Origin of the sequence: Desulfovibrio sp. SGI.102, from assembly GCF_050314315.1 — a bacterium.
Lineage (GTDB): Bacteria > Desulfobacterota > Desulfovibrionia > Desulfovibrionales > Desulfovibrionaceae > Desulfovibrio.
This window is the reverse complement of the sequence record NZ_JBNPNC010000033.1, coordinates 1-15,151: the sequence shown is the minus strand read 5'-3', so window position 1 is coordinate 15,151 and position 15,151 is coordinate 1. Positions and strand designations below refer to the sequence as shown.

Genomic DNA, 15,151 nt, shown 5'->3' with positions numbered 1-15,151 from the left:
CATATTTCCGCCCGCAAGGGCAGTGGCCCTCGGGCCGCGGCGCGCAGCGCGCCACCAGCCAACCCGCGCTCGGGAAGTTTCCGGCTCGCGAAACTTCAAACATAACGGCATCGATTCACCGGGGCCAGCGCCCCGTCCTGGAGGAAACCATGCATCGCGCCCTATACCTTACCGCCACGGGCCCGCGCACCGGCAAGCGCACCATCGCCCTGGGCACCATGTCCATCCTGAGCCGCAACATGCAGGATGCGGCCATTTTCCGCCCCATCATCAATGAACCCCAGCAGGATGACCGCGCCCCGGACATCAACCTGCTGCTGGAACACTTCAAGCTCAAGCAGGACTACTGCGACACCTTCGCCTACACCTACCAGGAAGTGCGCACCATCATCAATCAGGGCGACCGCAACCTGGTCATCGAGAACATCATCCAGAAGTTCAAGGAACTGCAGAGCCAGCACGACTTCGTGCTCTGCGTGGGCACCGACTTCCTGGGCAAGGACCCGGTCTTCGAATTCGAACTGAACGCCGAGATCGCCTTCAACCTGGGCTGCCCCGTGATGCTCATCACCAGCGGTGAAGGCAAGAGTGCCGAAGAAGTGCGCGACTCCCTGCTGGTGACCCGCGACTCCATGGCCCCCTACTCCCTGGACGTCATCGCCACCATCGTCAACCGCTCCAGCCTGACCCGCGCCGAAGCCGACGACCTGAGCGACATCTTTGCCGCTGACGACAAGCCCGGCCTGGTCTACGCCATCCCGGACGAGCCTGCCCTGGGCCGCGCCACCATGCGCGACCTGCAGAAGGGCCTGAACGCCGAAGTGCTCTCCGGCGAGGCCCATCTCGACGCCCTGGTGGGCGACTACCTCATCGCCGCCATGCACGTGGACAACTTCCTGGACTACCTGGCCAAGGACCAGCTCATCGTGACCCCCGGCGACCGCACCGACATCCTGCTGGCCTCCATCGCCTCCCGCCTGTCCTCCAGCAAGCCCGACATCGCCGGCGTGCTGCTGACCGGCGGCATCCGTCCCAGCGCCGAAGTGAGCAGCCTCATCGAAGGCTGGACCGGTGCCCCCCTGCCCGTGCTGCTGACCGAACAGCACACCTCCAAGGCCTTCATGTCCCTGCAGGAGATCTACGGTCTCATCGAGCCCACCGATACCCGCAAGATCAACACCGTGCTGGGCCTGTATGACCACTACGTCAACGGCAAGGAGATCAGCGCCCGCCTGAACATGACCAAACCCGGCCGCATGACGCCCATGATGTTCGAACTGAACCTCATCGAGCGCGCCAAGGCCAACAAGATGCGCATCGTCCTGGCCGAAGGCGAGGAACCCCGCATCCTGCAGGCCACCGACATCCTGCTGCGCCGCGAAGTGGCTGACATCATCCTGCTGGGCAATGAAGACAAGATCAACAAGCTGGCCCGCGAACTGCACCTCGACATCAGCAAGGCCACCATCATCGATCCCGTCACCTCGCCCAAGTTCGAAGACTACGCCGCCACCTATGCCGAACTGCGCAAGGCCAAGGGCGTGACCATCGAACGCGCCCGCGACGTCATGAGCGACGCTACCTACTACGCCACCATGATGGTCAAGAAGGACGACGCCGACGGCATGGTCTCCGGTGCCGTGAACACCACCGCCCACACCATCCGTCCCGCCTTCGAATTCATCAAGACCAAGCCCGGCTACTCCGTGGTCTCCTCGGTCTTCCTGATGTGCCTCAAGGACCGCGTGCTGGTCTTCGGTGACTGCGCCGTCAACCCCAACCCCACCTCCCAGCAGCTGGCCGAGATCGCCGTGGCCTCCGCCGATACCGCCAAGGTCTTCGGCATCGATCCCCGCGTGGCCATGCTCTCCTACTCCACCGGTACGTCCGGCAAGGGTGCCGACGTGGATGTGGTGGTGGAAGCCACGGCCCTGGCCAAGGAAAAGGCTCCCGAGCTCTCCCTGGAAGGCCCCCTGCAGTACGACGCCGCCATCGATCCCACCGTGGCCAAGACCAAGCTGCCCAACAGCAAGGTGGCCGGCAAGGCGACCGTCTTCATCTTCCCCGACCTCAACACCGGCAACAACACCTACAAGGCTGTGCAGCGTGCCGCTGAGGCCGTGGCCATCGGTCCTGTCCTGCAGGGCCTCAACAAGCCCGTCAACGACCTGTCCCGCGGCTGCACCGTGCCCGATATCGTGAATACCGTGGCCATCACCGCCATCCAGGCCGCTGCCGAAAAGCAGAAGTAGTACGGACACGCGCCGGCCTCGCCCGGCATCCTGTCCGCAACCACCATATCAGGGACGGAGCCCAGGCTCCGTCCCTCCATTCCCCCCTGACGAGGATCCTCATGAAAGTACTGGTTATCAACGCTGGCTCTTCCTCCTGCAAATATCAGCTGCTGGAAATGGACACCGAGACCGTCCTGGCTTCCGGTCTGGCCGAACGCATCGGCCAGGGCATGGGCAAGCTGACCCACAAGATCGCTCCTGACAGCGACCACGAAGAAAAGATCGTGCGCGAAAGCGCCTTCCCCACCCACGTGGAAGCCATGGAACTGGTCATCGCCCTGCTGACCGACCCTGAAAAGGGCGTCATCAAGGACAAGAGCGAGATCTACGCCATCGGCCACCGCGTGCTGCACGGCGGCGAATCCATCACCGAGACCGTGAAGGTGGACGAAAACGTGAAGCAGATCATCCGTGACTGCTTCCCCCTGGGCCCCCTGCACAACCCCGCCAACCTCATGGGCATCGAAGTGGCCGAAAAGCTCTTCCCCGGCGTGCCCAACGTGGCCGTGTTCGACACCGAATTCGGCATGGCCATGCCGCAGGAAGCCTACATGTACGGCCTGCCCTACGAGATCTACGAAGAGATGCACATCCGCCGCTACGGCTTCCACGGCACCTCTCACAAGTACATCGCCAAGAAGACCGCCGAATACCTGGGCAAGCCCCAGTCCGAGCTGCGCTCCATCACCATGCACCTCGGCAACGGCTCTTCCATGAGCTGTGTGAAAGACGGCAAGTGCTTTGACACCAGCATGGGCCTCACCCCCCTGGAAGGCCTCATCATGGGCACCCGCTGCGGTTCCATCGACCCGGCCATCGTCCCCTTCATCATGGAAAAGAAGGGCCTGACCCCCGAGGAAATGGACACCCTGATGAACAAGAAGTCCGGCCTGCTGGGCCTGTGCGGCTTCACCGACATGCGTGACGTGCACAAGGAGATCGAGAACGGCAACAAGAAGGCCGAACTGGCCCTCAACATGCTGGTCCGCAGCATCAAGAAGACCCTGGGCGCCTACTTCTTCCTGCTGGGCGGCAAGGTCGATGCCCTGGTCTTCACCGCCGGTATCGGTGAAAACGACGACATCGTCCGCGCCAAGGTCTGCGAAGGCCTGGAAGAACTGGGCGTGCGCCTGAACCTGGAAGAAAACGGCACTCGCAAGCCCGGTGCCCGCACCATCTCCACCCCCGACAGCAAGATCAAGGTCCTCATCATCCCCACCAACGAGGAACTGCAGATCGCCCAGGCCACCATGGAAGTGCTGGCCTAAGGCACGAATATGTTGAGGAGGAAGGGCCCCTTTTGCCTGCGGTAACAAGCGGGCCTCTCCTCAAACTCCCCTCCCCAGACGCTCTTGGAAAGGCGCCTACGCACCTTCCTCCGTTCAAAGCAGAGCAGCATGGGACGGGGCGCGGCAACAAAGGCCGCATTCGGAGCTGTGCCCGCCGCACCGGTGCCTCGCTTCCCGGCGTCAACGACAGCTCCCACGATACGAAACGGGCCGTCTCTTCAGGAGACGGCCCGTTTTTGTTTTATTGATGATCTGCCGGGCTGGCTGGCTTGAGGGGGAGGGCCCCTTTTTCCTGCGGTAAAAAGCGGGCCCTCCCCCTCAAACTCCCCCTCCCCCCAAAAACCGCTCATGGGAAGGCGCGCTCCACGCGCCTTCCTTCGTTCAGGGCAAAAAAACGCAAGGAGGAGAAGCGACAACAGAAATGTCGCCCAAAGGGTGTCCGCCATACCACACCCCAGCAGTCTAGCGGCGGGAACAGCGCGCCAGACCATGCTGTGCATCACGGAGACATCCCGCCACATGAGCCACCTATACAGCCACAGGTCTCGCTCAATGCTCCGGGGCAGCGATTTTTAAAGGGAGGGCGAAAGAGAACTTTGAAGGACTTTGGAGTGCGGGGAAAAGCCCTTCGCCTGCCCGGGCGGCCTGTACTTTCTTTTCCCCTCCCGGCAGAGGACAGGCCCTGATAAAGTTTTTTGGCGTGGAGGGGGAGCGCGAGGGGGAGGCCCCCCTCGCACAAATCTTCTCCGCCCCTACTGCGGGCGATCCAGCACGCGCAGGGAGATGGCCTCGGCCACATGGGCGGGAGCGATGGCGTCCTTGCCCTCCAGGTCGGCGATGGTGCGGGCCAGACGCAGCACACGGGTGTAGGCGCGGGCGGAGAGGCCCAGGGCACGTACGGACTGTTCCATGAGCGCATGCCCGGAGGCATCGAGAGCACAGAAGCGTTCCAGCAAAAAGCCGCCCAGATCGGCATTGCAACGACAGGCTGTACCGGCATAGCGGTCATTTTGGCGCTCACGGGCCGCCAGGACGCGTTTTCGGATGGTGGACGAGTCTTCGGCAGGGCTACCCCCGCGCAAGTCCTCATAAGGCACGGCAGGCACCTCCACGTGGACGTCGATACGGTCCAGCAACGGACCGGACAGCCGGTTGCGGTACCGGTGCAGGATGTCGGGGCGGCAGGTGCATTCGTGGTCGGGGTCCCCGTAGTAGCCGCAGGGACAGGGATTCATGGCGGCCACCAGCATGCAGGCGGCCGGATAGGTGAGGCTCTGCCCGGCTCGGGCGATGGTCACGCGGCCGTCCTCCAGGGGCTGGCGCAGCACTTCCAGCGCGTTCTTGCGAAATTCGGGCAGCTCGTCGAGGAAGAGCACGCCGCGATGGGCCAGGCTCACCTCACCGGGCAGGGGATGCAGGCCGCCGCCCACCAGGGCCACTTCCGAGACCGTATGGTGCGGCGCCCGGAAGGGCCGCACGCGCACCAGCCCCTGACCGGGGGCCAGCTTGCCCGCCACGCTGTAGACCTTGGTGACTTCCAGGGCTTCTTCAAAGTCCAGGGGCGGCAGGATGGTGGGCAAACGCTGGGCCAGCATGGTCTTGCCGCTGCCGGGCGGGCCGATCATGAGCAGGTTGTGCCCACCGGCGGCCGCCACTTCCAGCGCACGCCGCGCGCCCTGCTGGCCGCGGACCTCGGCGAAGTCCATGCCGGACAGGACGGCATCCTCCGGAGGCGCGGGCAGGGGCTGCCGGGCTTCGAGCTCTTCCCGCCCCAGCAGAAAGGCCACGCACTGGGAAAGATGCGCGGGCGTGTAGACCGCCACGTCCCGGACCACAGCCGCCTCGGCGCCGTTGTCTGGGGGCAGGATGACGGAAGCGAGGCCCAGCTTCCGGGCCATGATGGCCAGGGGCAGCATGCCGGGCACCGGCCGGAGCGCACCGGAAAGGGAAAGCTCTCCGGCAAAGACCCGGCCCTGCAGGGCTTCCACGGGGATCTGCCCGCTGGCCGCCAGCAGGCCCAGGGCAAGGGGCAGGTCGAAGGCGGTCCCGCTCTTGCGGCGTCCGGCCGGGGCCAGATTCACGGTGATGCGCGAGGGCGGCAGGCGAAAACCGCAGGCCCGCAGGGCCGAAAAGACCCGCTCCCGGGCCTCGCGCACGGCCGCCTCGGCCAGGCCCACCAGCGTGAAGCCGGGCAGGCCCTGACGCACCAGGTCCACTTCCACATCCACCGGGAAGGCATCCACCCCTTCCAGACCGGCGCCGTACAATCGTATGACCATACTCCTCCCCCGCGCCGCCGTCGCCCCTCTGCGGAAAGGGCCATCCCCGTACGGGATGACCGTCGCTCCGGCCCGTACGGCGGCTGTAAAAAAAGCGCTGCCGCATCTGCGACAGCGCCTGTGATCATGCTTCTATGGAAAAAGCCCGCAGGACACGGCAGGGATCGTACCCGTCATGCCCTTCCGGCAATATGCACGGGAAAGAGGCCACGGCCGGGAAAGGAGCGTCCTTCCGCTGCCGGTACGATGCCTCTTCCCGCAACAGGATCTCCCCGGTCCCGCGCCCTAGCGGACGGCCTTGCCGATACGGCTCCAGCGCGGGCTGTTGTCCTTGTCGTCCCAGGACCAGTAGATGCGCCAGGCCTTGGCCTGGATGGCACCGCGATCCACAAAGCCCCAGAAGCGGGAGTCCAGCGAATTGTCGCGGTTGTCGCCCATGACGAAGTACTTGTCCGGCGGCACGGTCACGGGCCCGAAGTTGTCGCGGATGGGCTCGATGATGTTGGGCTGCTCGTAGCGGATGTACTTTTCTTCCACGGGCATGCCGTTGCGGTAAAGACGCTTGTCACGCACGGTGATGACGTCGCCGGGCAGGCCGATGACGCGCTTGATGTAGTCCACCGAGGGATCGTTGGGGTATTCGAAGATGATGATGTCACCGTAGGCGGGATCGTCGCCACGGTAGATGTAGCTGTGGGTGAAGGGGATCTTGATGCCGTAGGCGAACTTACTGGCCAGCAGGTGGTCGCCCACCAGCAGGGTCTCGACCATGGATTCCGAGGGGATCTTGTAGGCCTGGACCACGAAGGTCCTGATGACGAACGCCAGGACCAGCGCCACCAGCAGGGCTTCGCCGTATTCACGGATCAGCGATTTCTTGGAGGATTTCTGCAGCAGAGTACTCATGGATCTTCCTTTTTCGGGATTGCCGCCCAAGCGTGCGGCCCTTGCACTATGCCCCGGCACGGCGCCGAGGGCAAGTACCCGGAGATTATTTGCCGAACTTGTCCACGTAGCCCATGACGAAGACCAGCAGGATGATGCAGGGCAGGCCGTAACGCAGATAATACTTCATGAAGCGCGGGAAACGCACCCCCTGGCCCTGGTTGACCTCGGCCACGAAGTTGTCCCAGCCCCAGCCGCGCCGCCAGCTGCAGAAAAGCAGGAAGAGCAGGCAGCCGAAGGGCAACAGGTTGTTGCTGAGCAGGAAGTCTTCCAGATCCAGCACGCAGGTGCCGGGGCCCAGAGGCTGGAAGTCGGCCAGCAGGTTGAAGCCCAGCGCACAGGGCAGCGAGGCCAGCCACAGACAGACGAAATGCACGGCGCAGGCCCGGCGACGCGGCATGCCGCTGACGTCCACGCTGTAGGAGATGATGTTCTCGAACACGCCGATGACCGTGGAGAGCGCCGCGCAGCTCATGAACACGAAGAAGAGCGTGCCCCAGAGGATGCCGCCGTCCATGGCGTTGAAGATGTTGGGCAGGGTGATGAAGATCAGGCCCGGGCCGCTGTTGGGCGCCACACTGAAGGCGAAACAGGCCGGGAAGATGATCAGGCCCGCCATGATGGCCACGAAGGTGTCCAGGCTCATGATCCACAGGGCCTCACCGGTCAGGGAGCGGTCCTTGCTCTGGTAGCTGCCGAAAATGGTCATGTTGCCGATGCCCACCGACAGGGTGAAGAAAGCCTGGGTCATGGCCGCATTGAGCACGGCGTACCAGCCCACGCTCTGCATCTTCTCCACGTCCGGGGCCAGATAGAAGCTCACGCCCGCGCCCGCACCGGGCAGGGTCAGGCTGCGGACCACCAGCAGCACCAGGATGGCCAGCAGGCCCACCATGATGACCTTGACCACGCGCTCCACGCCCTTCTGCACGCCCATGGCGCAGATCAGGCAGCCCACGCCCACCACGATGGTCATGCCCAGCACCTGTTCGAAGGGGCTGGCCAGGGTGCTGCCGAAAAAGGACGCCACGCCCGCGGTGTCCAGACCGGAAAGATTGCCGGAAAAGCTGTGCCAGCAATAGGCCAGCATCCAGCCCGTGACCGTGGTGTAGAACATGGAGAGCAGGTAGCTGCCCCACAGGGGGATCTTGCTGAAGATGTGCCAGCGCGTGCCCTCGGGCGGCAGGACCTTCAGGGCCCGCCCCATGTTGCTGCGGGACGCACGGCCCACGGCGAATTCCATGATCATCACCGGCAGGACGGCCAGCAGGCAGAGCAGGTAGACGCCCACGAAGACCGCGCCGCCGTAAGCACCGGTGATATAGGGGAAGCGCCAGACGTTCCCCAGCCCGATGGCGCAGCCCGCCGAAAGCAGCAGAAAGCCCAGACGGCTGCTCAGCATCTCTCTGGACTGAGACATGAAACCTCCCTGCCGGCCGCTGGGTCGGCATGTGTCGTTGTGCACGGGAAGAGAGCCGGAGGCCTCTGCCCGGCGCCCTGCCCTTTACGGTCCGCGCCGCCCCCGGCCGGAGGCGTGCAGCCGTCAGGCTGCTGCGGGGACGCTGCCCGGGTCATCTTCCGGGAGCAGGACATGATGATGCCGTCCCGCGGACGGCCTAAGATCCGTGGATGCGGCCGGAGCTCTCATGCTCCGGGCCGTGCATGACAGGACCGCCCCCCGGAGGCCGCCATGCGGCGCGGGGAACGGTCCCGACAGCGGGAGCGGCCCTTGCGGACCGCCGGGCCCGCCTACTTCCAGAACTTGTCCACGTAGCCCATGACGAACACGAAGATGATCAGACAGGGCAGGACGTAGGTCACATAGCCGCGCAGCCAGCGGGGGAACTTCATGCCCACGCCCTGGTCCACTTCGGCGATGAAGTTGTCCCAGCCCCAGCCGCGGCGCAGGCAGCAGAAGAGCAGGAAGAACAGGCCGCCCAGGGGCAGGATGTTGTTGCTGATGAGGAAATCTTCCAGATCCAGCACGCAGGTGCCGGCGCCCAGGGGCTGGAAGTCGGCCAGCAGGTTGAAGCCCAGGGCACAGGGCAGCGAGCAGACCCAGATGCCCACGGCATGCAGCCAGGTGGCGCGGCGGCGTTCCATGCCCCACACGTCGGCGCTGTAGGAGATGATGTTCTCGAACACGGCGATGACCGTGGAGAGGGCCGCGAAGCTCATGAAGATGAAGAACAGCGTGCCCCACAGCTGGCCGCCGGCCATGACGTTGAAGATGTTGGGCAGGGTCACGAAGACCAGACCGGGGCCGGAGCCGGGCTCCACGCCAAAGGCGAAACAGGCCGGGAAGATGATCAGGCCGGCCATCAGGGCGACGAAGGTATCCAGGCCCATGATCCACATGGCCTCACCGGTCAGGGAGCGGTCCTTGCCCTGGTAGCTGCCGAAGATGCACATGGCGCCGATGCCCACGGACAGGGTGAAGAAAGCCTGGTTCATGGCCGCGTTGATGACCGGGAACAGGCCGGTCTTCTCCAGCTTGGAGGGATCGGGCGACAGGTAGAAGGAAACGCCAGCCTCGGCGCCGGGCAGGGTCAGGGAGCGGATGACCAGGGCCATGAGGATGAAGAGCAGGCCCAGCATCATCAGCTTGACCACGCGCTCCACGCCCTTCTGCACGCCCATGGCGCACACGCCGCAGCCCATGAGCACCACCAGGGTCATGCCCACCACCTGGGCCACGGGGTCGCCCAGGGTGGCGCCGAAGAACTTGCCCACACCGGCGGCATCCAGGCCGCTCAGGGCGCCGCTGGCCATGTACCAGCAGTAATAGAGCATCCAGCCCGTGACCGTGGTGTAGAACATCATCAGCAGGTAGCTGCCGATAAGGGCCACCTTGCCGCCCCAGTGCCACTTGCTGCCCTTGGGCTCAAGGATGTGGAAGGCCAGGCCCATATTGCGGCGGGCGGCACGGCCCACGGCGAATTCCATGATCATGGTAGGCACCACAGCGAACAGGCAGAGCAGATAGATACCCACGAAGATGGCGCCACCATACGCGCCGGTGATGTAGGGGAAACGCCAGACGTTCCCGAGGCCGATGGCGCAGCCCGCCGAAAGCAGCAAGAAGCCCAGACGGCTTCCCAGCATCTCACGCTGTGTGTTACCAGACATAATTCCGCCTTGATCCTTTGAGAGTTGATATGGTCCAGCCCTGCTAGCCGCGCAACGCAAAGTTGGCGGCAAAGCAGATGGCAACAATGTACATGATGGGGCTCACCTCGCGCCAGCGCCCGGTCAGGACGCGCAGCACCACGAAGCTGATGAAACCGAAGCCGAAGCCCGTAGCGATATTGAAGGTCAGGGGCATGGCGATGATGGTCAGGAAGGCCGGGATGGCCACGCTCAGATCGCGGAACTTGATCTGCACCACTTCCTGCATCATCAGGGCGCCCACCAGCACCAGCACGGGGGCCGTGGCATAGGCGGGCACCATGGCCACCAGCGGCGTGAAGAACAGAGCCAGCAGGAACAGGCCCGCGATGGTCACGGCCGTCAGGCCGGTACGGCCGCCTTCGGCCACACCGGCGGCGCATTCCAGATAGGACGTGGCCGTGGTGGCGCCCAGCACGGCGCTGCACATGGTACCGATGGAGTCGGTCACCAGGGCCCTGTCCAGATGGCGGATGTGGCCATCCTCATCCATGAAGCCGGCCTTGCGCGCCAGGCCGATGAGCACGCCCATGTTGTCGAACAGGTCCACCATGGTCAGGGTGAAGATGATGGAGATCAGGCCGTGATGCAGAGCGCCCTTGAGGTCCATCTGCATGAAGGTCTCGGTGGGCAGGGGCAGGCTGAAGCCGGAAAAGGCCTGCTCCGGCATGGCGGTCACGCCGCAGAGCACACCGGCCACGGTGACGGTCAGGATGCCGATGATCATGGAGCCGGGCACCCGCAGGCACATGAGCATGGCCATCAGGGCCAGGCCGCCCAGGGCCAGCAGGGCTTCGGGCTTGGTCAGGGGCCCCAGGGTGACGAAGGTGGAGGGGTCCGCCACCACGATGCCGCAGTTCTTGAGGCCGATGAAGGCGATGAAGGCCCCGATGCCGACCACGATGGCGTATTTCAGGTCCATGGGCACGGCGTCGATGATCATTTGCCGCACGCGGGTCACGGTCAGCAGCATGAAGAACACGCCGGAGATGAAGACGGCGCCCAGGCCCGTCTGCCAGCTGTAGCCGGCCGGGCCACAGACGTAATAGGCAAAAAAGGCCGTGATCCCCAGACCGGGCGCCACGCCCACGGGGAAGCGCGCCCACAGGCCCATGAGCAGGGTGATGGCGATGGTCACCCAGATGACGGCGGCCACGGCGCTCTCGCGCGGCATGCCCGCATCGGCCAGCATGGAAGGCACCACGAAGATCAGGTAGCACATGGCCATGAAGCTTGTCAGTCCGGCACGCAATTCCTGCCGGACTGATGTCCCGTTGGCCTTGAGGTCAAAAATCTTTTCCAGCATACATCCTCCTTTCGAGCCGGAGCGGCGCCGCCGTGGGAGTGCGGGCCCCGGCGCACCGGCAAAAAAGACAGGCCCCCAGGGGCCGGTCCCCGGGCATGCGCCCGACCGGCCGGGGCCATCTTCCCTGGCCTGCGGCAGCGCGGCATCCGGCTGCGCTCCGCAACAGTGGTGCGAAGCGTTCTTATACCCGGCAAGGCCCGCTCTGCCAAGTGCGCCGCCAAAGCAAAAAAGGCGCGGCACCCCCTCAGGGATGCCGCGCCGGCAAAAACGTTCCTCAGGCGGCCGGGCCGGTGCTGCCCTGCTCCGGGCCGCTCCAGACACCTTCGGTGACCACATGGCGGCCCCGCGCCCAGACATGGCGCGGCCAGCCCTGCACCTCAAGGCCTTCATAGGGCGTATAGTCGCCCTGATGCAGGCCGCGGACGCTCAGCTCCCGGCAGCAGACAGGATCCAGCACCACCACGTCGGCGTCGAAACCGGCTTCCAGACGGCCCTTGCGTTCGCCCAGGCCCAGCAGGGCGGCAGGCGTGGTGCAGGCCACATCCACGAAGCGCGGCAGGGTCAGGCGGCTTTTGCGCACGCCTTCCGAGAACAGCAGGGGCAGGCGCGTCTCCACGCCGGGCATGCCCTGCGGGCAGGCAAAGACCGATTCCCGGCCGGTGGCCCACTTGCGGGCATAGCTGACCTCGTCATGGGCGGAGACCACATGATCCAGCAGGCCGCGGGCAAGGGCTTCCCACAGCAGGCGCCCGTCACGCGGGGCCCGCAGGGGCGGCATGCAGACATACTTCAGGCCCTCGGCCGCCCCCTCGCCATAGCTGGCGGCATCCAGCAGCAGATAGCGCGGCGCCGTGCAGGCATGGATACGGCCGCAATCATGCCCGCCGGAAAGCGCCGTCAGGGCGCGTGCCGACGAGACCGGGCCCAGACACAGCGGGCTTTCCGCCGCATGGGCCAGGGTCAGCGCCAGACGCACGGCCGTTTCTTCGGCATAGGCCGGGAAGACCTGCGGCCAGATCTGCACGTCCCGCTGCCCTTCGGCTTCCAGACGGGCACGCATGCCCCTGACCACGGGCTCCAGACCGCAGGCCGCCAGAGGCAGCATGCCCTGGCTCTTGAGACCGCGCAGGCGCGTGCAGGCATCGGCAGCCGTCAGCAGCGACGCGGGAAAGGCCGCGCAGGCCGCCGCATCCGGCAGTTCTCCGGCGGCATCGGCGTGCACGACCACATCCAGGGGCAGGCCGTCCGTGACCGGCGTGGAGCCGTCGCACGGCGGCAGCACGCCCAGGCTGGTGGTACCGCCCAGAAGCGCGGCCCGGGCCAGACCGCCCAGCCCCGCACCGGCGGGACGCACCTGGGCGTCCACCCCACCGGGCAGCACATAGCAGTCCGTGGCGTCCACCACGCAGGCGCCGGAAGCGGAAAGGCCTTCGCCCACTTCCACGATACGCTCGTCCTCCAACAAGACATCGGCCCTGCGCACGCCGTCATGGCGCACCACAAGACCACCCTGTACCAGAGTACGCATGATCCCGACCTCGCTGTTACAGGCCGCGTCCCATGGAGACGCCGCCGATCATCTGTCCCTTGGCCTTGACCTCCGTGCCGCAGCCGCTCAGGCAGGCCGCCAGCATCACCGCCGCCAGCAGGAGCAGCGGCAGGAAAAGGCGCCCCCTGCGCACGGGCCTCATGACGGACGCTCCTGCGTGACCTTGGCCCCGGCAGGTACGTCGTCGGTGATCCAGACGTTACCGCCGATGACCGCGCCCCGGCCCACGGTGACGCGGCCCAGGATGGTGGCGCCCGCGTAGACCGTCACCTTGTCTTCCAGGATGGGATGGCGCGGGATGCCCTTGGTCAGGGTCCCGTCGGCATTCTTGGGGAAGGAGAGCGCCCCCAGGGTCACGCCCTGGTAAAGACGGCAGCTGTTGCCGATGATGCAGGTCTCGCCGATGACCACGCCCGTGCCGTGGTCGATGAAAAAGTCGTTGCCGATGGTGGCCCCGGGATGGATGTCGATGCCCGTACGGGAGTGGGCCATCTCGGAGATGATGCGCGGGATCAGCGGCACCTTGAGGCTGTACAGCTCATGGGCGATGCGGTGATGCACCATGGTGTACATGGAGGGATAGCAGAAGATGGTCTCGCCGGGGCTGGTGGCCGCGGGGTCGCCCTCGTAGCCCGCCTGGGCATCCCCGGCCAGCTTGTGGCGGATGTCCGGCAGCTTGTCCATGAAGGCCAGCGCCAGCTCGCGGCTGTTGCGCTCACAGTTCTGGCAGCCTTCGCCCTCGCCCTTGCAGGAGAAGGAGATGCCGCGCTGGATCTGCTCGGCCAGCAGACGGTAGACGCTGTCCAGATTGGCGGCCAGATGATGGCGCATGGATTCCCGCCAGACGCGCGCGGCCCCGAAATAGCCGGGGAACAGGGCGGCCCGCAGGCGATCCATGATCTCGTTCAGCCTGTCCAGGGAAGGCATGGCCATGCCGCGGGCCGAACAATGCCAGACCTTGTCCAGGGATTCGGGATGGCAAAGACGGTCGACCACGGAACCCAGCCGCTCCATGGCGGCGGAAGAAGTATTGTCCTGAAGAATGCTCATAGTCACCTGCGTTGCATTTTTTTCGCGCATTGTACACGGCAGACGCCCGCAAGGCAAAGGAAAACGGGCACCTGCCCGCGACCGCGTCCGACGTTGACAAATCCGCCTGCTGGGCTAGGTTCAGGACGCAGGCCCCTGCCGCCCGCGCAAAAACGGCTCGGCCCGCACAGCGCATCCAGAAGGGCATGAACGGCTCTTCCCCGGCCTGCCCGGCCCTTTTCCGCCGGGCATCCTGCGGGCAAGGAACGCCTGCCCCACCGCACACCTTTCCCTACAAGGAGCCCCGTCATGAAAGTCCTCGCCACCCCGCGATCCTTCGGCAAGAACAATCCCGAACTCTTCGACATCCTCCGCGATGCGGGGCTGGACGTCGTGCGCAACGATACCGGCGGCATCCTCTCCGCCGACCGGATGTGCGAAAAACTGGCCGACTGCGACGGCCTGATCGTGGGCGTGGACCCCGTCGATGCCACGGTGCTGGCCGCCGCGCCCCGTCTGCGGGCCATCGCCAAGTACGGCGTGGGCCTGGACAATATCGACCTTGCCGCCTGCGAGGCCCGCGGCATCAAGGTCTCCCGCACCGTGGGCGCCAACAGCGAGGCCGTGGCCGACTACGCCCTGGCCCTCATGCTGGGCGTGGCCCGCAAGGTGGCCCTCATCGACCGCCGCTGCCGTGAACGGGACTGGAGCAAGATCACCGGCATCGACCTGTACGGCAAGACCGTGGGCATCATCGGCCTGGGCGCCATCGGCAAACGGGTGGCCCGCCGCTGCGGCGCGGGCTTCGGCATGAAGGTGCTGGGCCACGACATCGTCTGGGACGACGCCTGGGCCAGCGAGAACCATGTGGAGCGCGCCGATCTGGAACGCATCTTCCGCGAAGCCGACTTCATCAGCCTGCACACCAGCCTCGACGACAGCACCCGCCACCTGGTGGATGCCCCGCGTCTGGCCCTCATGAAGCCCACCGCCATCCTCATCAACACCGCTCGCGGCGAGCTGGTGGACGGCCCCGCCCTGCTGGAGGCCCTGGAGCAGAAACGCATCTACGGCGCCGGTCTGGACGTCTTCGAACAGGAGCCGCCGCAGGATGCCCGCTGGTACGCCTTGGACAACTTGGTCATGGGCTCCCACTGCTCGTCCTCCACCAGCGGCGCCGTGGCCACCATGGGCCACATGGCCGTCAGCAACCTGCTCCGCGATCTTGGCTTGAAATAGGCGATAGCTTTTTGTGGGATGATGACGCGAGGGGGAGAGGGAAACCTTTTTGG

The 15,151-nt window shown here is 65.5% G+C and carries 11 protein-coding genes; 3 read left to right on the top strand and 8 right to left on the bottom strand.

Going from position 1 to position 15,151, the window contains the following annotated elements; all coding sequences use genetic code 11:
• Window positions 1-149: 149 nt before the first annotated feature.
• Entirely contained in the window at window positions 150-2,252 is a 2,103-nt protein-coding gene (gene pta, locus ACQRCJ_RS08290) for a phosphate acetyltransferase (protein WP_418735207.1), read from the top strand.
• A gap of 101 nt (window positions 2,253-2,353) precedes the next feature.
• Complete coding sequence (locus ACQRCJ_RS08285) at window positions 2,354-3,562, top strand: acetate kinase (protein ID WP_303954348.1); 1,209 nt, start codon at window positions 2,354-2,356, stop codon at window positions 3,560-3,562.
• Window positions 3,563-4,335: 773 nt separating this feature from the next.
• Here the strand turns inward: ACQRCJ_RS08285 and ACQRCJ_RS08280 are convergent.
• From ACQRCJ_RS08280 to epsC, 8 genes are all read right to left on the bottom strand, one after another.
• The gene (locus ACQRCJ_RS08280; protein WP_427799616.1) at window positions 4,336-5,862 is read right to left on the bottom strand and encodes a YifB family Mg chelatase-like AAA ATPase; all 1,527 of its coding nucleotides are present in this window, start codon (window positions 5,860-5,862) and stop codon (window positions 4,336-4,338) included.
• 285 nt (window positions 5,863-6,147) lie between these two features.
• Window positions 6,148-6,768 carry a signal peptidase I gene (gene lepB, locus ACQRCJ_RS08275; RefSeq protein WP_168936401.1) on the bottom strand — a complete coding sequence of 207 codons (621 nt, stop codon included), beginning with the start codon at window positions 6,766-6,768 and terminating at the stop codon, window positions 6,148-6,150.
• Window positions 6,769-6,853: 85 nt separating this feature from the next.
• Window positions 6,854-8,227: a sodium-dependent transporter gene (locus ACQRCJ_RS08270; RefSeq protein ID WP_427799615.1), complete on the bottom strand. Its 1,374-nt coding sequence runs from the start codon at window positions 8,225-8,227 to the stop codon at window positions 6,854-6,856.
• Between the two features lie 329 nt (window positions 8,228-8,556).
• Window positions 8,557-9,936 carry a sodium-dependent transporter gene (locus ACQRCJ_RS08265; RefSeq protein ID WP_239463950.1) on the bottom strand — a complete coding sequence of 460 codons (1,380 nt, stop codon included), beginning with the start codon at window positions 9,934-9,936 and terminating at the stop codon, window positions 8,557-8,559.
• Between the two features lie 43 nt (window positions 9,937-9,979).
• Complete coding sequence (locus tag ACQRCJ_RS08260; RefSeq protein ID WP_303739750.1) at window positions 9,980-11,281, bottom strand: NCS2 family permease; 1,302 nt, start codon at window positions 11,279-11,281, stop codon at window positions 9,980-9,982.
• Window positions 11,282-11,555: 274 nt separating this feature from the next.
• Window positions 11,556-12,809 carry an amidohydrolase family protein gene (locus ACQRCJ_RS08255; protein ID WP_168936397.1) on the bottom strand — a complete coding sequence of 418 codons (1,254 nt, stop codon included), beginning with the start codon at window positions 12,807-12,809 and terminating at the stop codon, window positions 11,556-11,558.
• A gap of 16 nt (window positions 12,810-12,825) precedes the next feature.
• The gene (locus tag ACQRCJ_RS08250) at window positions 12,826-12,972 is read right to left on the bottom strand and encodes a hypothetical protein (RefSeq protein ID WP_204675233.1); all 147 of its coding nucleotides are present in this window, start codon (window positions 12,970-12,972) and stop codon (window positions 12,826-12,828) included.
• Window positions 12,969-13,880, bottom strand: coding sequence for a serine O-acetyltransferase EpsC (gene epsC, locus ACQRCJ_RS08245; RefSeq protein WP_427799614.1), 912 nt, complete (start codon window positions 13,878-13,880; stop codon window positions 12,969-12,971). The genes ACQRCJ_RS08250 and epsC overlap by 4 nt, the downstream gene beginning before the upstream one ends.
• A 288-nt stretch (window positions 13,881-14,168) precedes the next feature.
• Between epsC and ACQRCJ_RS08240 the strand changes: the two genes are divergently transcribed.
• Window positions 14,169-15,098: a phosphoglycerate dehydrogenase gene (locus tag ACQRCJ_RS08240; protein ID WP_303876002.1), complete on the top strand. Its 930-nt coding sequence runs from the start codon at window positions 14,169-14,171 to the stop codon at window positions 15,096-15,098.
• Window positions 15,099-15,151 lie beyond the last annotated feature (53 nt).